Genomic DNA, 19,210 nt, shown 5'->3' on the forward strand with positions numbered 1-19,210 from the left:
ACATGGACGTGCGCCGACTCGATCTCCTCCGTGAACTCGCCGACCGCGGCACCGTGCACGCGGTCGCCGCGGCGACCCACCGGACGCCGTCGGCGGTCTCCCAGCAGCTCAAGGTGCTCGAGCGCGAGGCCGGCCTCCCCCTCACCGAGCGCCGCGGGCGCGGCCTCGTCCTGACCGACGCCGGCCGGGCGCTCGCCGCGAGCGCCACGGACGTCGCCGTCGCGATCGAGCGGGCGACGAGCGTCTGGGACGAGTACCGCAACCACCCGACCGGCACGGTCACGCTCGCAACGTTCCCGACCTTCGGGCAGATGGTGGTCCCGGCGGCACTCCGCGCGCTTGAAGCCGTCCCGGGCCTGCGGGTCGAGGTGAGCGACCGCGACCCGGACCTGGAGGACTTCCCCGACCTCGCCGCCGACTTCGACATCGTCATCGCGCAGGCGATCAGCGGCGAGCGCACCTGGGTGCGTCGCGGCCTCCGGATCACGCAGCTCCTCGCCGAGCCCCTCGACGTCGTCCTGCCGATCGGGCACCGGCTCAGCGGCCAGACCGTGCTGACGCCGGCCGACCTCGCGGACGAGTCCTGGATCGGTGTCCCGGTCGGCTACCCGCTCGACCGCCTGCTGCGCAGCATCGAGGCGGAGTCGGACGCGGAGCTGCGCGTCGTACAGCGGGTGAGTGACAACCGCATCGCTGAGGCGATGGTCGCGGCTGGACTCGGCATCGGCCTCCTCCCGCGGTTCACGGCGAGCGGTCCGGAGCGGGGCATCGTCCTCCGGCCGCTCGCCGGGCTCGACGCGACCAGGCGGATCGTCGCGCTGTCACGCCCGGACCGCGCCGAGCGGCTCGCCGTGCGGACGGTCCTCGAGGCGATCCGCACCGAGGCGCGCTCGGTCGCCGCCTCGCACACCGCACCGGAGCCCGAGGAGCTCACCACCCCGCGCTGGGTGTGACCCGCCAGGACCGTGCTCAGTCGTCGGACGAAGCGGCCTCGCTGCGCTCCCGGCGGTACCGCTTCACGCCCTTCCAGATCGTGAAGCCGAGGGCGATGACGACACCGGCGATGACGACCTTCTGCAGGATGCCCGCGTACTCCTCGACGATGTGCCACTGCTCCCCGAGGAAGAACCCGGCGAGCACGAAGATGGTGTTCCAGATGCCACTGCCGGCCAGGGTCAGGAGAGCGAAGCGCAGCACCGGCATCCGTTCGACGCCCGCGGGGATGGAGATGAGGCTCCGGAAGATGGGCAGCATGCGCCCGAAGAACACCGCCTTCGAGCCGTGCTTCTGGAACCAGGCCTCCACCCGGTCGACGTCCTCGACGTGGACGAGGGGGACGCGCGCGACGAGGCGACGCATGCGGTCCCGCCCGAGGACGGCACCGATCGCGTAGAGGGCGAGTGCACCGACCACCGAGCCCGCGGTCGTCCAGATGAGGACCTCGACGAGGCCGAGTTTGCCCTGACTGGCGGCGAACCCGGCGAGCGGCAGGATGATCTCGCTCGGCAGCGGTGGGAAGAGGTTCTCGAGCGCGATCGCGAGCGCGGCGCCCGGGCCACCCAGGGTCTCCATGAGTCCGACCGCCCATTCGGCGACGCCCCCGAGGGCACTGTCGCCTCCGGTCGAGGCGGTGGGCAGGCTGAACGTGGCGGCGGTGGACGTCGTCATGCCATCGACGCTACGCGACACCTGGTCGCTATCCCTGGGAACCTCCGCTCAATCGCCCGCCCGTCGGTTCCGTCGGACCTGCCCGTTCTCAGGAGCTCTCCGGCGTGGCGGCCCGTGCCGAGGGCGACGCGCCCGGAGTCTCCTGAGAACGGGAACCGATAGCGTTGGGGCATGCGCATCGCCACCTGGAACGTCAACTCGATCCGTACCCGCGTCGGCCGCGTGGTCGACTGGCTCGTCCGCGAGGACGTCGACGTCCTCGCCATGCAGGAACTCAAGTGCAAGCCCGAGCAGTTCCCGATGGAGGCCTTCACCAAGGCCGGCTACCAGGTGGAGCTCCACGGACTCAGCCAGTGGAACGGCGTCGGCATCGCCAGCCGCCTGCCCATGGAGGACGTGCAGATCGGATTCCCCGACATGCCCGGGTTCGGGAAGCCACCGGCGAGCCTCGCCCTCGACGGCCCCGGCTTCGACGCCGACGGACTCCCGCTCGAGGCCCGCGCGATCGGAGCGACCGTCGACGGCGTCCGCCTCTGGAGCCTCTACGTCCCGAACGGGCGCGCGGTCGGCGACCCCCACTACGACTACAAGCTGCGCTGGCTCGCCGCCCTCGAGGCCGACACCCGCACCTGGCTCGCCGAGAACCCCGAGCTGCCGCTCGCCCTCATGGGCGACTGGAACGTCGCACCGCTCGACTCCGACGTCGGCGACCCGAGCTTCGGGCCGGGCTCCACACACATCTCCGCGCCCGAGCGGGCCGCCCTCGCCGCGTTCGTCGACGCCGGCCTGCAGGACACGGTTCGCCCGTTCGTCCCGGAGGGCTACACCTTCTGGGACTACAAGCAGCTCCGGTTCCCGCGGAACGAAGGACTCCGGATCGACTTCATCTACGGCTCGCAGGCCTTCGCGGACCACGTCGTCGAAGCGTCGATCCACCGCAACGAGCGCAAGGGCGACAGTCCGAGCGACCACGTGCCCGTCGTCGTCGACCTCGACTTCTCACTCTCCGATGAGGAGAACGACGACTCACCGATGATCTTCGGCTGAGCGACCGCGAGCCGACCGGTCAGTCGACCGCTGCCACCCGGCGACGTCGGGTGAGGACGAGCGCCAGCGCGCCCAGCCCGACGACGCCGACGCCGAGCACCGCCGGCAGCGCCGCGGCGACACCGGTGTCGGGCAACCGGGGCGCGGCACCCGCGGCCGGTTCGGCCATGACGACGCCGTCCGCGACCGTGACCTGACGCTGCAGGCTGTTCAGCCCGGTCGCCGGATCCCAGGTGCCGACGTTTGCCGTCTGCACCGCGTACCGAGCGTCGGCCGCGACCGTCTCATGCGTGGCCGGGAGCGCGAGGGCGGTGTCGTACCGCCCGGCCGGCACGTCGGCGAGCGACGCCTGCAGCGTCACCGTCTCGCCGGCGGCCCAGGTGCGGGCGTCCGAACCGAAGGGCACCTGCACGGTGCGCTCGGCGTTCGACAGCACGAGGTACGCGGGACGGCTGTTGTAGGGCGCGGCCCAACCGTCGTTGCGGATCGTGAGCGACAGGGTGCCCTCGGCGACCGAACTCCCCGTCATGACGAACCGGTACCCGAGGCGCTTCGCGGTCGTGTCGAGATTCTCCTGGCCCCAGGACTGCAGGACGTCCTGCAGGTAGTCCCAGTTGAGGTAGCTGAAGTTGTACCGCTCCATCTCCGCCGAGGCGGTCTCCCACTCGGAGCGCGGCGGGTTCACGTTGCAGGTCTCGCCGCCGACCGGCACCCAGTCGCTCTCCTGGGCGAGGTAGTCCTGGTCGAGGGTCAGCGGGTCGGAGAGGTAGGTGCCCCAGTCGTCGGGTGCGGCGAGGAAGCAGTCGTTGTGGTGACCGATGCGCGCGATGGCGCTGCCGTCGAACGCCTGGGCTTCGGTGATCGCCCCCTCCGTGCCGCTCGGCACCCCGAGGATGTTCTGCTTCATGCTCATCGTCCGCACCTGGATGGACCGGTCGGCCGGCACGGCTGCGAGGAGCGCTTCGACGACGGCACGCCGCTTCGCCCAGTCCTCGGCCGTGAGCACGCCCGGGTTCGCCGGATCGGCCGCGAAGTGGTCGGTGTAGTAGCCCTCTCCCCACAGCCCGACGAAGCCGGCCTGGACCACGGAGATGACGTCGGCGTTGTCCTGGAAGATCGGGGTCAGCTGCTCGATGTGCCCGAGCACGATGTCGAGCGGCGCGTCGCCGTAGGGCGGCGTGTAGGGCCAGTCCCCGCCGGCCAGGTAGGCGAAGCGCGGGATGATCGAGATGCCCGCCTCGCGGGCGGCGTCGAAGTCCGCCTGGACGAGCGCGAGCCAGGCCGGGTCGAGCGTCGGCTCGGCCACGAACCGCTCCAGGTAGAACACGCGGACGAGCTCGGTGATGCCCTCCTCGCGGTAGGCGGCGAGCGTCGGGACGTCGAGCGGCGTGTAGCCCGGGCCGCCCGCCGTCCCCTCCGGGTAGTAGTGGGTGTTGTTCGTGTGGTCGAAGCCGCGCTCCGGGTTCGCGATGATCGCGTCGCTCGGCTCGTAGACGACGGTGTCGGCGGGTGTCGGGGCGGGTGCCTGCGCCGCGGCACTCAGCGGGGTGGCCACGACGAACCCGCAGGCGGCGAGGACGGCGAGGAGACGGAGACGACGGTTCACAGGAACTCCAACGGGATCCGGTGGTGCACGGAAGAGGTTGCCCACATCCTGCAGAACCGGATCCCGCGGTGCAAGGGAATGCTCGGAACCGGCTCCAAGTGATCACTATCGCTTAGCGATTCACCTCGGATCGCCGACCGACCCTCGCTCGTGCGTGCCCCTAGGAGCGTGGTGCGCCACCGCGCTTCCGCTTGTTGGCGTCGATCGCGGGCCGCTCGGCGACCACGGGCCAGGTGCCCGTGTGCCCCTCCCGGGCCTTCGCCGCCGCCAGGATCCTCGGCTTCGCGGCGAACCACCCGACGATGAGCATCGGGATGAGGATGATGAGGGAGGCGAGCACCCACCGCCCGGTCTCCGAGAAGCCCATCGTGACGAGGACGAATGCCAGGAAGGCCAGGGTCAGGTAGGACGTGAACGGCGCGCCGAACAACCGGAACGACGGCCGCTCGACCTTGCCCTGCTTCGCCCACCGCTGCAACTGGATCTGGCAGAGGATGATCGTCGCCCAGCCGCCGATGATGCCGATGGCCGAGATCTCGAGCACGATCTCGAACGCCTTCGACGGGTACAGCGCGTTCAACAGGACACCGAGCAGCGTGAGCGCCGCCGTCAGCAGGATGCCGCCGAAGGGCACGCCGTTCTTGCTCATCTTCCCGGTGAACGCGGGAGCCGACCCGTTGACGGCCATCGAGCGGAGGATACGACCCGTGGAGTACAGCCCCGCGTTGAGGCTCGACAGGGCCGCCGTGAGGACGACGAAGTTCATGACCGAGGCCGAGATCGCGCCGGCCTGCTCGGAACCGATGTGCGAGAAGAAGGTGACGAATGGGCTCTCACCGGCCTGGTAGGCGGTGTACGGCAGGAGGAGCGACAGCAGCAGGACGGATCCGACGTAGAAGATCGCGATGCGGAAGATGACCGTGTTGACGGCCTTCGGCATGATCTTCTTCGGCTCGGCCGTCTCGCCCGCGGCGGTCCCGACGAGCTCGATCGCGGCGTAAGCGAACACGACCCCGGAGATCGCGATCATCGGCGCGAACGCCCCGACGGGGAAGAGCCCGCCGTTGTCGCCGATCACCGAGAACCCGACGGCACCGATGTCGGTGCGACCGCCGAAGATGATGAAGCAGACGCCCACGATGAGGAAGACGACGAGCGCCGACACCTTGATGAGCGCGAACCAGAACTCCATCTCACCGAACAACTTCACGGAGACGAGGTTGAGCGCGAGCACGATGACGAGGGCTCCGAGCGCGAAGACCCACTGCGGGAAGTCCTCGAGCTCCTTCCACCCGAAGAGCTTGCCGAAGGTCTTGATGTAGAGCGCGGCGGCGGTGACGTCGACGATCGAGGTCATGGCCCAGTTGAGGAAGTACAACCAGCCGGCGCCGAAGGCCATCTTCTCGCCGTAGAACTCCCGGGCGTAGGAGATGAACGAGCCGGACGACGGGCGGTGCAGGACGAGCTCACCGAGCGCGCGCAGGATGAGGAACGCGAAGAAGCCGCAGAGCGCGTAGACGAGGATGAGCGCGGGACCCGAGCTGTTCAGCCGGCCACCCGCTCCGAGGAAGAGTCCCGTACCGATCGCGCCACCGATGGCGATCATCTGGATCTGGCGCGGCTTGAGCGTCTTGTGGTAGCCCTGCTCCTCGCCCGAGAAGTCCTGGACGGCGAGCATCTCGTCGCCGATCGTCTCGCGGGATTCGGCCCGATCGCCTGCGCGTCCGTGCCTGGGTGTCGTGCCGTCGGTCATGTCGTTCTCCTCGAATCACGGGCCGTTCGGGCTGCCGCCCATCGAGACGTCGGCTGGTATATCTCGAAGGCGCCCGCCCCACGTTAGTCGCGAACGTTCGCTTTTTTCGGCCACAGGTGTCCGTTCTTCTGAGGACATCGGATGGCGCGCGACGCCGCCCGATCAGGTGAGGAGGGCAGCCACGACGACGAGGACCGGGACCGAGAGGATGGTCGTCAACAGCACCGTGTCGCGGGCGAGCGCGACCCCCTGCTCGTACCGACTGGCGAAGTTGTAGACGTTCTGTGCGGCCGGCAACGCGGCGAGCACGACCGAGGCGAACAGCGGTGTGCCGCTCAGCCCGAAGCCGAAGTGGGCGATGAGGTACGCGAAGCCGGGCATCACGACGGCCTTGATCGCCGTCGCCACGAAGATCTCGCGGCGTCCACTGCCCGCCTGCAGCGGACGCATGCCGTGCAAGGACATGCCGAAGGCCATGAGGATGAGTGGGACGGCGGCACCGCCGATGAGCTCGAACGGCGCCAGGACCGGCTCGGGGAGTCGCACCCCGAACAGGTTCAGCACCACCCCGATGATCGACGCGATGATCATCGGATTCCGGAAGGGCTGCGTGACGATGCCGAGGAAGGACACCGAACCGCGCTGTCTGACGTCGAGGATCGTGAGGGCGATCGGCGCGAAGACGAGGAGCTGCAGGAGGATCACCGGCGCGACGTACCCGGCCTCGCCGAGGACGTACACCGCGACCGGGATGCCGATGTTGTTGGCGTTCACATAGCCCGAGCCGAGCGCGCCGATGGTCGCGACCGAGAGGTCCTTCCGGAGCCACACAACGTTGAGCAGCACGAAGAGGGCTGCGGCCGCGAGCGCACTCGCGAGCGCGACCCAGATGAAGCTGCTGAACACCTCGCGCAGATCGGCCGAGACGAGGACGGTGAACAGCAGCGCGGGGTTGGTGACGAAGAACGCGACCCGGTTGAGGACGTGGCCGGTGGTCGGGCCTCCGACGCCGAAACGTCCGGCGAGGTAGCCGACGAGGATGACGGTGCCGATGATCGCGAACCCCGTCAACACTCCACCCATGCCTCCCAGCCTAGGCGCAGGTTCGCGTGCCGCCCGGTGAGCCGACGGTTGTGGACGGGCCACCGGCCGTGGAGAATCTGGTCAGGAGCCGTGCCACCACCACGGTCCCACCGAACGCTCCCACGAGGAGTCCGCAGCAATCACCCACGAGGAGATCCGACGATGACGTCATTCGACCCTGCCGCGTCCGGCGACGCGATGCACAGCACCACCCTCCCCCACGAACGCCTGTCGATCACGCACGGTCCGCGTTCCGGCCTCACGATCAGTGTCGCCCTCCACTCCACTGCGCTCGGTCCGGCACTCGGCGGTGCGCGCCTCTGGCGGTATCCGAGCTGGCTCGAGGCCGTGGACGACTCGCTCCGCCTCGCCGCCGGGATGACGATGAAGAACGCGGCGGCCGGTCTCGCCCACGGCGGCGGCAAGTCGGTCATCCATCTCCCACCGGGCCGCACCCTGGACGATGCGGAACGACGCGACGCGATGCTCGACCTCGGTGATGCGGTCGAAGCCCTCGACGGGCGGTACCGGACCGCGGAGGACGTCGGGACGACGGCGGAGGACATGGCGGTCGTCTCGGAGCGGACCGCCCACGTGAGCGGCCTGCCGGCGGACCGGGGCGGCGTCGGAGAACCGAGCGAGGCGACCGCGGCCGGGGTGCACGCAGCTATCACCGCGACGCTCGAGACGGTCTTCGGAACGCCGCTCGTGGCCGGGCACCGGGCGACGATCTCCGGCCTCGGCCAGGTCGGCGGGCGGCTGGCGCGTCGGCTCGCCGCGGAGGGTGCGCGGCTCATCGTCACCGACGTCGACACGCGCAAACGGGCCCTCGCGGAGGAGATCGGCGCGAGCTGGATCGAACCGGGTGACGAGCACCTCGTCGAGACCGATGTGTTCGTCCCCTGCGGCGTGGGCGGAGCCCTCAACGCGCGGGTCGTCGGTCAGCTGCGCTGCCGCGCCGTCGTCGGGGCGGCCAACAACCAGCTCGCCACGAGGGCCGAGGCGCTCGCCCTGGAGGAGCGCGGGATCCTCTGGGCTCCGGACTTCGTCGCCAACGCCGGCGGCGTGATCTACCTCGCGATGGCGTCGGAGCCGGATGCCGATGCTGCGGCCATCGAACAGCGGGTGTCGGCGATCGGCCGGACGGTGCAGGCGGTCTACCGCGATGCCGCCGCCACGGGCGACACCACGCTCGTCGCCGCCGAACGGCTGGCGATGTCGCGGATCGACGCGGCCGCCGGGGTTCTTGCGGCGGTGTGACCACGGACCGCGGCCCGCTCACCCGAGGAAGGTGGACGGGCCGCGGGGCGGTGGAACCGGGGGTGCGTCAGAGCTTGACGACCATCTTCCCCGTGTTCGCGCCGCGCATGAGCGCCAGGAACGCGTCGAGCGTGTGATCGAGGCCCTCGTAGACGGTCTCGTCGAAGACGACCTCGCCGCGCTGCAGCCATCCGGCCATCTCGGCGGAGAACGCCGGGAAGTGCTGCGTGTAGTTGCCGACCGTGAAGCCGGTGAGGGTGAGGCCGCGGGTGACGATGTTCGCCAGGTTGCGGGGGCCCTCGGGACGGTCGGTCTCGTTGATCTGCGAGATGACCCCGCAAAGCGCGGCGCGTCCGCCGTCGCTGAAGGCGTCGATCGCCGCTTCGAGGTGCTCGCCACCCACGTTGTCGAAGTAGACGTCGATGCCCTCGGGTGCGGCGGCGGCCAGCTGCTCGGTGATCGGACCGTCCTTGTAGTTGAAGGCCGCGTCGTAGCCGTACTTCTCGGTGAGGAGGGCGACCTTCTCGGCCGTGCCAGCGGAACCGATGACGCGCTTCGCGCCCTTCAGACGGGCGATCTGACCGACCATGGTGCCGACGGCGCCGGCCGCACCGGAGACGAACACGGTGTCGCCCTCGCGGAACTTCGCCACCTCGAGGAGGCCGACGTAGGCGGTGAGCGCGGTCATCCCGAGGACACCGAGGTAGGCGGACAGCGGGACGCCCGGCAGCTCGGGGACGACGCGGAAGCCGCTCGCGTCCTCCTGGACGAGGTCGCGCCACCCGAACTGGTGCAGGACGACGTCACCCGCGGAGAACCCCTCGGCGGCGGACTCGACGACGCGGCCGATGGCTCCGCCCGTCATGGTCTCGCCGAGCTGGTACGGCGCGACGTAGGAGCGGGCGTCGTTCATACGGCCGCGCATGTAGGGGTCGACCGACAGGAACAGGTTCTGGACCCGCAGCTGGCCCGGCGCGAGCTCGGGGAACTCGACGGAGACGGTGCGGAAGTCGGACTCGGTCGGCCAGCCCTCCGGTCGTGAGACGAGCTGGATCTGGGTGCTGAGCGCGGAGGTGTTCACGTGGTGCCTTTCCTTGGTGCGGTGATTCGGTTGGAGCTCGCAGCACGACGTCGGGTTGCGGACGGGGTGTCGCCGGAAGGCGACGCGGTCGGTCGGACCGGGGTCAGAGGGCGAGGGCGATGACGAGCGCGATGAGCCCGAGCAGCGGGGGCAGGCCCTGGACGACGGCCGGACGGGCCTTCGTGCGGTCGGAGGTGATGAGGACGAGCGAGGCCAGCAGCATCGAACCGGCGGAGGCGAAGACGAGGGCGGCGCCGATCCCGGTCGAGCCGGTGATGAGGAACACGATGCCGACGATCGTGCCGATGGCGAGGAAGAGGTTGTAGAAGCCCTGGTTGTAGGCCATCCCCCGCGTCGTCTCGGCCTCCAGCTCGGAGGTGCCGAAGGTCTTGCGGGTGGAGGGCTCGGTCCAGCGCAGGGACTCGAGGACGAAGATGTAGACGTGCACGAGCGCGGCGATGCCGACGAGGACGAGACTGACGACGAGCATGGACGGGCCTTCCGAGAGGTCGGGATCGAATCGCTCAGGATGAGGGACTTCTGTACCGATAGGTCTACTATAATAGTAGAACGCTCGGTCCACAACCCCGTCCGCATCGTGGACGGCCGAGCCATGAGGAGGCCGTCCATGGGACGCACGCAGGAGTTCGACACCGTCGCCGTCGTGCAGGCGGCGCGCGACGTGTTCTGGGATCACGGATTCGAGGCGACCTCCCTCGCCGACCTCGAGGCCGCCACCGGGCTGCGTCGATCGAGCCTGTACCACGCCTTCGAGAGCAAGCGCGGACTCTTCGACGCCGCCGTCCAGGACTACCTCGACACGGTCATCCGACCTCGGCTCGCCGTTCTCGCCCAGGCGGACGACGGCCGTGCAGGACTCGCCGCCTACTTCTCCGGGGTGCAGCACGTGATCGCGACCCTGCCGGACGACTCCCCCCGCCGCGGCTGCCTCCTCCTCAACAGCGCAGCGGGCCTCGCCGCCCACGACGACGCCCTGCGGGAGGTCGTCGACGGCTACCGGGCCGAGCTCACCGCGGCGGTCTCGGACGCGCTCGCCCGCGCACGGCCCGACTCGGATGCGGCCGAACTCGCCGGCGAGGCGCGCCAGCTCACCTCGCTCTCGGTCAGCGCCCTCCTGCTCGCGAGGGTCAACCGCGATGAGGCCGTCGCGATCCTCGACGTCGCGGTCTCGCAGGTCGCGCGCTGGTAGTCGGCGCCGACTCCAGGCGGTCCAGGGTGTCACGGGCGCGCACGAATGTGACGCCCTGTTGCAGCGGCCGAGAGGGGTCGGACGGGCTCCCGTAGCATGGCGGGCACCCCACCCCCTGGAGCCATCGACCCATGACGAACGCCGCCCGCAGCCCGCTCGCCGGGAGCAGCTCCGCCGCCGCCCGTGCGGCGGGAACCGGAGCCGCAGCCGTGGAGACCCGCGCCTCCGCGGTCGCCTTCGAGGCCGTGGGACGCGCTTTCACGAACGGCCCCGGCACCTCCTCCGCCGACCCGCGTCCGGTGCTCCGCGACGTCACCGTCACCGCCCAAGCCGGCGAGGTCGTCGCCATCCTCGGGACGAGCGGCTGCGGCAAGTCGACCCTGCTGCGGATCGCCGCCGGCCTCGACCACCCCACCGCAGGCTCTGTGCTCATCGACGGCACCCCCGTCGCCGGCATCGACCCCCGCATGGCGTTCGGCTTCCAGGAACCGCGACTCCTGCCCTGGCGCACCATCGCGGCCAACGTCGCGCTCGGACTCCCGAAGCGGACGCCTTCGGCGGAGGGGCGTGAGCGCGTGGCCGGGCTCCTGGAGCTCGTCGGCCTCGCCGACTTCGCCGAGCACCGTCCCCGCGAGGTGTCCGGCGGTATGGCCCAGCGCGCCTCACTCGCCCGGGCGCTCGCCCGGCGCCCCGGCGTCCTCCTCCTCGACGAGCCGTTCGGCGCCCTCGACGCCCTCACCCGGCTGAAGATGCAGGACCTGCTGCTCTCGATCCACCTCGCAGCACCCACCACGATCCTCCTCGTGACGCACGACGTCGACGAGGCCCTCCAGCTCGCCGACCGGGTCATCCTCCTCGGACGCGAGCCGGGGAAACCCGGGTCGACCATCGCGCAGACCGTGACCGTCCCCGGCGGCCGTCCACGCGACCGCGGCTCGGCCGAACTCGCCGAACTGCGCGGACGCCTCCTCGACGGACTCGGCATCGACCGCCACGGCCTGGCCCGCGGCGATCAGCGGCTGCCGTCCATCCCGCACTTCCCGTACTGACCCGGGCAGCACCCACCCGGCACCACCCCATCGCGCACCGATCCACAGCAAGGACCAACGCATGCCCATTCGACGCCGCTTCACCACCTCCCGAGCCGGACGCATCGCGCTCGTCGCCGCCACGGCCACGGCCGCACTCCTCCTGAGCGGCTGCGTCGCCGGCGAGAACGCCCCGGCAGCCGGCGGCGACAGCACCGCCGGCACCACCGAGGGCGGCACCCTGAACATCGACTTCGCGACCTACAACCCGCTCTCGCTCATCATCAAGGACCAGGGCTGGCTCGAGGACGCACTCGACGACCAGGACATCACCGTCAACTGGGTGCAGTCGGCCGGGTCGAACAAGGCCAACGAGGCACTCCGGGCCGACGCGATCGACGTGGGCTCCACGGCTGGCTCGGCGGCGCTCCTGAACCGCGCGAACGGCTCCGCCATCCGGGCGATCGACGTGTTCTCCCAGCCCGAGTGGTCCGCGATCGTCGTCGGCGCCGGCTCCCCCATCACCGACGTCTCCGAGCTCAAGGGCAAGAAGGTCGCCGCGACGAAGGGCACCGACCCGTACTTCTTCCTCCTCCAGGCCCTCGAGGAGGCCGGGCTCTCGGCCTCCGACGTCACGATCGAGAACCTCCAGCATGCCGACGGCTGGGCCGCCCTGCAGAACGGCTCCGTCGACGCCTGGGCGGGGCTCGACCCGATCATGGCCGGTGCCGAGGAGGCGGGTGCGAAGCTCATCTACCGCAACGTCGACTTCAACAGCTTCGGCATCCTCGCCGCGACGGAGTCCTTCATCGATGAGCGACCCGACGTCGCCCAGACCGTCGTGAACGCGTACGAGCACGCCCGCGAGTGGGCCACGTCGAACCCCGACGAGACGGCGCAGATCCTCGCCGACGCCGCCGGCCTCGACCTCGCGGTCGCGACGAAGGTGATCACGGAACGCTCCAACCTCGACGTCGACCCGACCCCGGGGAAGGCGCAGGAGCAGGTGCTGTCGATCATCGGGCCGATCTTCGTGGAGTCCGGAGACGTCTCCTCGCAGGACAAGGTGGACGACGCCCTGGCGGACCTCTTCGACCCGAGCTTCGTCACGGACGCCGATCCGTCCGCCATCGGCGCGAAGTAGCCCCCGGTCCCTCAGCCACATCCTGGCCCCTGAACCAACCGCCGGTCCCTGAGCCAACCCCCGGTCCCTGAGCCTGTCGAAGGGCCCCGTCCCGAGAGGAACCCGTGAGCGACGAACCCGGCCTCGGCACCCCGACCGTAGCGCTCGCGGGCGCCCAGGCCACCCAGTCCGGCCGCGAGGCGCGTGCGGTCCTCGGGTCCCGCAGGATCGTCGTCGTCCTCGGCGGCCTCCTGGTCCCGGTGCTCATCCTCGTGGCCTGGCAGCTCGTCACGGCACTCGGCCTCGTGCCCGCTTCGCAGCTCCCGGCGCCCGCCGAGGTGTGGGCAGCGGGCGTCGACCTCGCGCAACGCGGCTGGCTGCAGCAGGACGTCGCCATCTCGGTGCAGCGGGTCCTCATCGGCTTCCTCATCGGCGCCGTGCTCGGCCTCGTCCTCGGCGCGGTCGTCGGGCTCTCCCGCCTCGGCGACATCCTGCTGTCGACGACGTTCGCCGCGATCCGCGCCGTCCCGTCGCTCGCCTGGGTGCCGCTGCTCATCCTGTGGCTGAAGATCGGCGAGGAGTCGAAGATCACCCTCATCGCGATCGGCGCCTTTTTCCCGGTGTACACGACGGTGTCGGCCGCCCTCCGTCATGTCGACCGGCAGTTGGTCGAGGCCGGCCGCGCGTTCGGACTGAACGGGGTCGCGCTCTTCCGCACCGTCCAGCTGCCGGCGGTGACCCCCTCGGTGGTCTCCGGGCTGCGTCTCGCACTCGCGCAGGCATGGCTGTTCCTCGTGGCCGCGGAACTCATCGCGTCGTCGATGGGCCTCGGCTTCCGGCTCGTCGACTCGCAGAACAACGGCCGTGTCGACCGGATCTTCTTCGTCATCATCGTCCTCGCCCTGCTCGGCGCCCTCACCGACGCGCTCGTGGGCGTGTTCGACCGCTGGATCAAGCGCCGCTGGGGATAACCGACGCCTGCCGCACGTCCGCGGCGCGAATGCCCGGATGTTGCAGCGAAGTCGCTCTCGACGCAAGAAACCACCGCCTGGTCCGCCCGTACGCTCGAAGAGATCGCCTCCCACCCGGTGAGGCGGCACTCTGCGCAGCGGTCAGGAGGTTCACCATGTCGAACGTCGCCACCACCCACACGAAGAGCATCGTCGGAGAGCCGGAGGTCGTCGAAGACGCCGCCGCACTCGCCGCGGACCCGGCCTGGGTGGAGCTCAAGGCCGCCGCGACCGCCGTGCAGACCGTCCAGGCGAAGGACGGATCCATCCCCGAGGTGGGCGATCACGCCGCGGCCGAAGCGCACATCGCCACGATCGTCGCGAGCGTCACGACCCTGGCTCCACGCTTCCCCCACGACGCCGAGTACCTCGAGGCCCTCGTCACCGACCTCGAACGCTGGGCACGAGACGGGTTCGGCGTCCCGGACTTCCTCGACTCCCTCGTCGCCTTCCACCCCGAGCAGCACCGGGTGGACGGCCTCCGTCACCTCGTCGTGTTCCCGATGGTCACGCAGAACGGCTCCCCCGACCGCCACCTCGAGGCGGTGCTCGTGGAGGTCATCTGGCCGGAGTTCATCGCCGCGCTCGAAGCGGGCGACTACACGAACGCCCTGTTCGTCCCCATCCGCTTCCTCGACTTCACCCCCGGCTACGACACGAACTCGGCGGTCCTGTTCCCCGAGACGGTCGCCATGCGCGCTATCCCCCCGTTCACCTGGGGGGCGATCTTCCAGGACCGGGAGGCCGCGCGCTACCGACGCGTCGTCCGTGCCGCGGCCGAGATCACCAAGCTCGACCTCCCGGCCGATGCCGCCTCGCTCCTCGACGACCAGCAGCTGGCCGAGGAGACCTTCGTCATGTGGGATCTCATCCACGACCGCACGCACATGCGCGGCGACCTGCCCTTCGACCCCTTCATGATCAAGCAGCGGATGCCGTTCTTCCTCTACTCCCTGGAGGAGCTGCGCTGCGACCTCACGGCCTTCCGCGAGTCCGTGCAGTTGGAGCGGTCCCTGACCCTCCGCTCCGAGACCGAGACGCTCGACCCCGCCGACGCGGCGATCCTCGGGCACGCGAAGCTCGTCCAGTACGCGATCATCTTCGACCGCATCTTCCGCTTCGCGATCACGGGCTCCCGGGTCCGCAACTACGACGGGCTGGGTGGCCAGTTGCTCTTCGCCTGGATGCACCAGCGTGGGGTGCTGCACTGGACCGACACCCGCCTCACCATCGACTGGGACGAGGTCTCGGACGTGGTCGTCCAGCTCGGGGAGAGCATCGACGAGCTGTACTGGCGCTCGATCGACCGCCCGAAGACGGCCCACTGGCTCGCGGCGTACGACCTCGTCCGGACGACGCTGACCCCGCACCCCGCGTCGAACTGGGCACGAGGACTGTCGGACGAGATCCTCAGCGGCCCGCCGCGTGGGCTGACCGACGCGGTCCTCGACGACGAGTTCCCGCTGTCGATGTTCTACGAGGCGCTCGGCAAGAAGATGACCGAGGTCATCGCCTCGACCGCCGGCATCACGGGGCGATCCGCGGCCTGACCCGACCATGCCGCGGAGGAGCCCGGAGCAGCCGCACCCTGCGTGCCGCTCCGGGCTTCAGCTTCAGGCTGAGCCCAGGCCGGCGAGCGCCACAGCCCCACCGACGAGCACCCAGCTGGCGAGACTGCCGACGATGAAGAACTCGGCCTTGGAGCCTCCGGCGGAGTCCTTCGAGATCTCCGGGAAACGGATGATGCCCTTCGCCGCGACGACCGCGCCGATCGCCGTGAACTGCCCGGCGAGGGCGAGCGCGAGGATGAGGATGCGCTCCAGCGGTCCGATGAGTCGCCCGCCGGGGAGGGGGAGCTCGAGGACGTCGTCGGGGCTGCGGAACAGGACGGCTCCGTCGTCGGCACGCCGCTCCGCCGTCGCCTCCTTCGCGGCGAGCGGAGCCAGCGCCAGTCGGACGACCACGTTCGCCGATTCGATGAGGAAGAGGATGGAACCGGCCACGATCGCCGCGACCTCCGGCGGCACGGCCGCCAGGCCGGCGTAGGGCAGGGCGTCGTACCAGGTGACCACCGGCCCCTGCGGTGACGGCTGCAGCGAGCCGAGGGCCAGGACGGCGACGACGAGGAGCCCGAGCAGGCCGACGGCGGCCGCCGCCGCGCGGTGCCGTCCGGGGCGGGTGGCGGATTGCCAAACGGGGACGAACAGCAGCACGGCCACCCAGGCGCCGATCCCCACACCCAGGGCGACGGCCGCGCCGAGTACGACGCCGACGGCGGTGCCGAGCAGTCGATCCCGTCGCCAGCCGAGAGCCGCGCCGAGCACGAGCCGTGCGACGTCCGAGGCACCGACGGCGATCAACAGGGTGGCGACCACCATCATCCGAGCACCTCCGTCATCAACCGTTGTCCTTCGAAGACGGCCAGCACACCCTGCGCCCGCACGGTCTGGGACACCGCGGAGTCCGACACGCCTTCGCGCTCGGCCAGCTCGCGTTGCGTCCATCCCGACAACTTCCCGAGCAGGAGCCTACGGCCGCGGTCCGACATCGTCCCCACGAGGTGATCGCGTCCGAGGAGGTAGGCGTTGACCAGCGCCTCGTCCGGGGCATCGGCGTGCGTGCCGCCCACGGCGAACCAGGTCCTGAGTTCGTGCAACCTGGCGTACTCGTGGGCGCGGGCCCGGTCGATCGCCGCGCGTGCGGCCCACCATCCGGGTCCATCCTGCAGGGGGACGCGCAGCCCGGTGCCGATCTCCCTGACCTCGCCGAACCCCAGGCCGAAGCGACAGTCCACACCGGCGGGCAGTTCGAGGCGCACCAGCAACGACGCGAGGAGTGCGGCGGGGAGGTCGGCGAAGACCGCCTGGAACTCGTCGCCGACCGTGGGGACGAACGGCTGTCTGGCAGCGACGTGCTCATCCGCCTTCGCGAGTGCGCGTTCGACGGTCCGCTGCAGCGCGACGCGATCCGCGTGCTCCTTCGATCTCGAGATGTCGACGATCACTGCGATGGGCGCGTTCATGAGTGAAGCCTATATCTTCACTCTCGGAGAATGAAGCTTCTGGCTTCAGAATCGCGGAATGAAGCCAGGAACTTCAGACGGAACGTGGACGTCCGCCTCCGTGGCGGCGCCCTCCGCCGGACGACGGATGCCGCCCCGACAGGTGCCGCGCTACCGTTGACGGCATGAGCGCCACCGCCGCCGAGCAGCACGAGTCACGCCCGCTCGACCCGTACGACGCCGGGTGGCGACGACCGAAGGCCACCACCGCCGAGCTCCGTTCGGACGTCGTCCTCGCCATCGCGCTCGGCGTCGGCACCCTCCTCAGCCTCACGCTCTACACGATCGCCGGCTTCTACGCCGAGCCGGCCCCGATGTGGGCCTCGGTGCTGTGGGCGATCGGCATCACCACGCCCCTCGCCGTCCGTCGCCGCGCCCCCTGCACCGTGTCGGTCATCGTCGGGGTCATGTTCATCATCGGCGGCACGGTGCTCGTCCCCGAGGTGCTGTTCACGAACATCGCCCTGTTCATGGCCATCTACACCGTCGGCGCCTGGGTGTCGGACCGACGCAGAGCGGTGCTCGTCCGGGTGCTGATCATCTTCGCCATGTTCGCCTGGCTCCTCGTCTACATGTTCATCCAGGCCACCGACCCCGACGCCCTCCCGAACCTGTCCCGGGTCGGCCTCTTCTCGCCGCTCGTCGCGTTCATCCTCATCCAGATCCTCACGAACATCCTGTACTTCGGCGGCGCCTACTTCTTCGGCGAGCGCGCGTACCAGTCCGCGAGGGAGCGGGCGGTGCTCGAAGCGCGGACGATCGAGCTCGAGCAGGAGCGCGCGCGGTCGGCCCGGCAGGCGGTCGCGCTCGAACGGGTGCGGATCGCCCGTGAACTGCACGACGTCGTCGCCCACCACGTCTCCGTGATGGGCGTGCAGGCGGGGGCGGCGCGCACCGTGCTCGATGCGAACCCCGCGGCCGCGCGCGACGCCCTCACGAACGTCGAGCTCGGTGCCCGGAGCGCGATCGACGAACTGCGGAAGATGCTCGGCACCCTGCGAGCGGACGGCGACACGAACCCGGAGGACGGACCATCGACAGTGGGCGTCGGCCGGCTCGGTCAGCTCGCCGACGAGTCGAGCGCGAACGGCCTGCCGACCCGGTTCGAGCGCATCGGCGATCCGGTCCCCATCCCGGCGGTGGTCTCCTTCAACCTGTACCGGATCGCGCAGGAGGCGTTGACGAACGCCCGGAAGTACGGTGGCACCGAAGCCACGGCGGAGGTCCGGCTCCGTTACCTGACCGACGCCGTGGAGCTCGAGGTGACCAACACGGGCACCGTCCCCGCGGTGGCCAGACGTGGCGGGCTCGGACTGATCGGCATGCGCGAGCGCGTCGCATCCTCCGGCGGCGTCCTGGAGGTCGGCGCCCGCGCCCGGGGTGGCTTCCTCGTCCGCGCGGCCATCCCGCTCGGACGGTCCGGTGACCAGGCGATGGAACCGGTCGACTCCGCCCGCGACGACACCAGGGCATTGTCGTCCGCAGCAGCCCACCCCTCGACCCCGATGACGGAGGACCCAGCATGACCGAGCACCCCACCCGCATCCTCCTCGTCGACGACCAGGAACTCCTCCGCGCGGGGTTCCGCATCATCCTCGGCTCACAGCCGGGCATCGAGATCGTCGGCGAGGCGTCGAACGGTTCCGAAGCGGTGGCACTCGCGACGACGCTCGCGCCCGACGTCATCTGCATGGACGTGCAGATGCCCGGCACGGACGGCCTCGAGGCCACCCGTCGGATCGTGGCCGACCCCGAGGTGCACGCCGCGGTCCTCATCCTCACCACCTTCGACCGCGACGACTACCTGGCCGAAGCGCTCTTGGCCGGCGCGAGCGGCTTCCTGCTGAAGAACTCGTCCCCGGAGGAGCTCGTCGCGGCGGTGCGGGTGATCGCCGACGGAGAGGCGCTGCTGTCCCCCGCGGTCACGCGTCGGGTCATCGAGGGCTTCACCCGGCAGACCACGGCGGTCGCCGACCCAGCCGCCGGCCAGGCGCCCACCCAGGTCGTCCGCACGACCGGCTCCGACTACGAGCAGCTGACGGAGCGCGAGCGCGAGGTCCTGCATCTGGTGGCCCAGGGGCTGTCGAACCAGGAGATCGCCACGACCCTCTTCGTCGGTGAGGCGACCGTGAAGTCGCACGTCTCGAAGGTGCTGCAGAAACTCGCCCTCCGCGATCGCATCCAGGCGGTCATCTACACCTACGAGCACGGGCTCGCCGCACCGCGCAGCTGAGGGTTCGCTCCGCCTCGGCGCAACCCCGTCCCCCGATCCGGCGGGAG

At 70.3% G+C, this 19,210-nt stretch carries 18 protein-coding genes; 10 read left to right on the forward strand and 8 right to left on the reverse strand.

Going from position 1 to position 19,210, the window contains the following annotated elements; translation table 11 throughout:
* Positions 1-2 precede the first annotated feature (2 nt).
* On the forward strand, positions 3-953 hold the full coding sequence (locus QRN27_RS05665; protein WP_285041062.1) for a LysR family transcriptional regulator: 951 nt from the start codon (positions 3-5) through the stop codon (positions 951-953).
* A 16-nt stretch (positions 954-969) separates the two neighbouring features.
* Here QRN27_RS05665 and QRN27_RS05670 read toward each other — a convergent pair whose 3' ends face one another.
* Positions 970-1,668 (reverse strand): DedA family protein, encoded by a 699-nt coding sequence (locus QRN27_RS05670; RefSeq protein ID WP_285041063.1) that lies wholly within the window; start codon positions 1,666-1,668, stop codon positions 970-972.
* 171 nt (positions 1,669-1,839) lie between these two features.
* On the opposite strand from QRN27_RS05670, the gene QRN27_RS05675 reads away from it, so the two are divergent.
* Complete coding sequence (locus QRN27_RS05675) at positions 1,840-2,715, forward strand: exodeoxyribonuclease III (protein WP_285041064.1); 876 nt, start codon at positions 1,840-1,842, stop codon at positions 2,713-2,715.
* A 19-nt stretch (positions 2,716-2,734) separates the two neighbouring features.
* Here the strand turns inward: QRN27_RS05675 and QRN27_RS05680 are convergent, their stop codons facing one another.
* From QRN27_RS05680 to QRN27_RS05690, 3 genes are all read right to left on the reverse strand, one after another.
* A complete protein-coding gene (locus tag QRN27_RS05680) occupies positions 2,735-4,321 on the reverse strand; it encodes a DUF4832 domain-containing protein (RefSeq protein ID WP_285041065.1) in 1,587 nt (528 codons plus the stop codon).
* A 160-nt stretch (positions 4,322-4,481) separates the two neighbouring features.
* On the reverse strand, positions 4,482-6,074 hold the full coding sequence (locus QRN27_RS05685; RefSeq protein ID WP_502929470.1) for an amino acid permease: 1,593 nt from the start codon (positions 6,072-6,074) through the stop codon (positions 4,482-4,484).
* Positions 6,075-6,236: 162 nt separating this feature from the next.
* The gene (locus QRN27_RS05690; RefSeq protein WP_285041066.1) at positions 6,237-7,157 is read right to left on the reverse strand and encodes an AEC family transporter; all 921 of its coding nucleotides are present in this window, start codon (positions 7,155-7,157) and stop codon (positions 6,237-6,239) included.
* A 162-nt stretch (positions 7,158-7,319) separates the two neighbouring features.
* On the opposite strand from QRN27_RS05690, the gene QRN27_RS05695 reads away from it, so the two are divergent.
* Entirely contained in the window at positions 7,320-8,417 is a 1,098-nt protein-coding gene (locus tag QRN27_RS05695; protein ID WP_285041067.1) for a Glu/Leu/Phe/Val dehydrogenase family protein, read from the forward strand.
* Positions 8,418-8,484: 67 nt separating this feature from the next.
* Here QRN27_RS05695 and QRN27_RS05700 read toward each other — a convergent pair whose 3' ends face one another.
* The gene (locus tag QRN27_RS05700; RefSeq protein ID WP_285041068.1) at positions 8,485-9,498 is read right to left on the reverse strand and encodes an NADP-dependent oxidoreductase; all 1,014 of its coding nucleotides are present in this window, start codon (positions 9,496-9,498) and stop codon (positions 8,485-8,487) included.
* Between the two features lie 103 nt (positions 9,499-9,601).
* Positions 9,602-9,988 carry a DUF1304 domain-containing protein gene (locus tag QRN27_RS05705; protein ID WP_285041069.1) on the reverse strand — a complete coding sequence of 129 codons (387 nt, stop codon included), beginning with the start codon at positions 9,986-9,988 and terminating at the stop codon, positions 9,602-9,604.
* Positions 9,989-10,126: 138 nt separating this feature from the next.
* On the opposite strand from QRN27_RS05705, the gene QRN27_RS05710 reads away from it, so the two are divergent.
* From QRN27_RS05710 to QRN27_RS05730, 5 genes are all read left to right on the forward strand, one after another.
* Entirely contained in the window at positions 10,127-10,708 is a 582-nt protein-coding gene (locus QRN27_RS05710) for a TetR/AcrR family transcriptional regulator (RefSeq protein WP_285041070.1), read from the forward strand.
* Positions 10,709-10,839: 131 nt separating this feature from the next.
* Complete coding sequence (locus QRN27_RS05715) at positions 10,840-11,757, forward strand: ABC transporter ATP-binding protein (protein WP_285041071.1); 918 nt, start codon at positions 10,840-10,842, stop codon at positions 11,755-11,757.
* A 61-nt stretch (positions 11,758-11,818) separates the two neighbouring features.
* On the forward strand, positions 11,819-12,880 hold the full coding sequence (locus QRN27_RS05720; RefSeq protein ID WP_285041072.1) for an aliphatic sulfonate ABC transporter substrate-binding protein: 1,062 nt from the start codon (positions 11,819-11,821) through the stop codon (positions 12,878-12,880).
* Positions 12,881-12,984: 104 nt separating this feature from the next.
* Positions 12,985-13,830, forward strand: a complete 846-nt coding sequence (locus QRN27_RS05725; protein WP_285041073.1) for an ABC transporter permease — start codon at positions 12,985-12,987, stop codon at positions 13,828-13,830.
* A gap of 155 nt (positions 13,831-13,985) precedes the next feature.
* On the forward strand, positions 13,986-15,419 hold the full coding sequence (locus QRN27_RS05730) for a DUF6421 family protein (RefSeq protein WP_285041074.1): 1,434 nt from the start codon (positions 13,986-13,988) through the stop codon (positions 15,417-15,419).
* A 63-nt stretch (positions 15,420-15,482) separates the two neighbouring features.
* Here QRN27_RS05730 and QRN27_RS05735 read toward each other — a convergent pair whose 3' ends face one another.
* On the reverse strand, positions 15,483-16,247 hold the full coding sequence (locus QRN27_RS05735) for a hypothetical protein (protein ID WP_285041075.1): 765 nt from the start codon (positions 16,245-16,247) through the stop codon (positions 15,483-15,485).
* Positions 16,247-16,891 (reverse strand): SatD family protein, encoded by a 645-nt coding sequence (locus QRN27_RS05740; protein ID WP_285041076.1) that lies wholly within the window; start codon positions 16,889-16,891, stop codon positions 16,247-16,249. The genes QRN27_RS05735 and QRN27_RS05740 overlap by 1 nt, the downstream gene beginning before the upstream one ends.
* Before the next feature lie 164 nt (positions 16,892-17,055).
* On the opposite strand from QRN27_RS05740, the gene QRN27_RS05745 reads away from it, so the two are divergent.
* Complete coding sequence (locus QRN27_RS05745) at positions 17,056-18,456, forward strand: sensor histidine kinase (protein WP_285041077.1); 1,401 nt, start codon at positions 17,056-17,058, stop codon at positions 18,454-18,456.
* Entirely contained in the window at positions 18,453-19,163 is a 711-nt protein-coding gene (locus QRN27_RS05750) for a response regulator (RefSeq protein ID WP_285041078.1), read from the forward strand. Before QRN27_RS05745 ends, QRN27_RS05750 begins: the two co-directional genes overlap by 4 nt.
* Positions 19,164-19,210 lie beyond the last annotated feature (47 nt).

The sequence above is a fragment of the Plantibacter sp. LMC-P-059a genome, from assembly GCF_030209505.1.
GTDB lineage: Bacteria > Actinomycetota > Actinomycetes > Actinomycetales > Microbacteriaceae > Plantibacter.

Excerpts from the sequence above, each read along its gene's own strand:
- QRN27_RS05745 (WP_285041077.1), top strand. The coding sequence starts at position 17,056 with ATGAGCGCCACCGCCGCCGAGCAGCACGAGTCACGCCCGCTCGACCCG.
- QRN27_RS05670 (WP_285041063.1), bottom strand. The coding sequence starts at position 1,668 with ATGACGACGTCCACCGCCGCCACGTTCAGCCTGCCCACCGCCTCGACC.
- QRN27_RS05665 (WP_285041062.1), top strand. The coding sequence starts at position 3 with ATGGACGTGCGCCGACTCGATCTCCTCCGTGAACTCGCCGACCGCGGC.
- QRN27_RS05720 (WP_285041072.1), top strand. The coding sequence starts at position 11,819 with ATGCCCATTCGACGCCGCTTCACCACCTCCCGAGCCGGACGCATCGCG.
- QRN27_RS05715 (WP_285041071.1), top strand. The coding sequence starts at position 10,840 with ATGACGAACGCCGCCCGCAGCCCGCTCGCCGGGAGCAGCTCCGCCGCC.
- QRN27_RS05705 (WP_285041069.1), bottom strand. The coding sequence starts at position 9,988 with ATGCTCGTCGTCAGTCTCGTCCTCGTCGGCATCGCCGCGCTCGTGCAC.
- QRN27_RS05740 (WP_285041076.1), bottom strand. The coding sequence starts at position 16,891 with ATGAACGCGCCCATCGCAGTGATCGTCGACATCTCGAGATCGAAGGAG.
- QRN27_RS05695 (WP_285041067.1), top strand. The coding sequence starts at position 7,320 with ATGACGTCATTCGACCCTGCCGCGTCCGGCGACGCGATGCACAGCACC.
- QRN27_RS05685 (WP_502929470.1), bottom strand. The coding sequence starts at position 6,074 with ATGACCGACGGCACGACACCCAGGCACGGACGCGCAGGCGATCGGGCC.
- QRN27_RS05750 (WP_285041078.1), top strand. The coding sequence starts at position 18,453 with ATGACCGAGCACCCCACCCGCATCCTCCTCGTCGACGACCAGGAACTC.
- QRN27_RS05735 (WP_285041075.1), bottom strand. The coding sequence starts at position 16,247 with ATGGTGGTCGCCACCCTGTTGATCGCCGTCGGTGCCTCGGACGTCGCA.
- QRN27_RS05675 (WP_285041064.1), top strand. The coding sequence starts at position 1,840 with ATGCGCATCGCCACCTGGAACGTCAACTCGATCCGTACCCGCGTCGGC.
- QRN27_RS05710 (WP_285041070.1), top strand. The coding sequence starts at position 10,127 with ATGGGACGCACGCAGGAGTTCGACACCGTCGCCGTCGTGCAGGCGGCG.
- QRN27_RS05730 (WP_285041074.1), top strand. The coding sequence starts at position 13,986 with ATGTCGAACGTCGCCACCACCCACACGAAGAGCATCGTCGGAGAGCCG.
- QRN27_RS05690 (WP_285041066.1), bottom strand. The coding sequence starts at position 7,157 with ATGGGTGGAGTGTTGACGGGGTTCGCGATCATCGGCACCGTCATCCTC.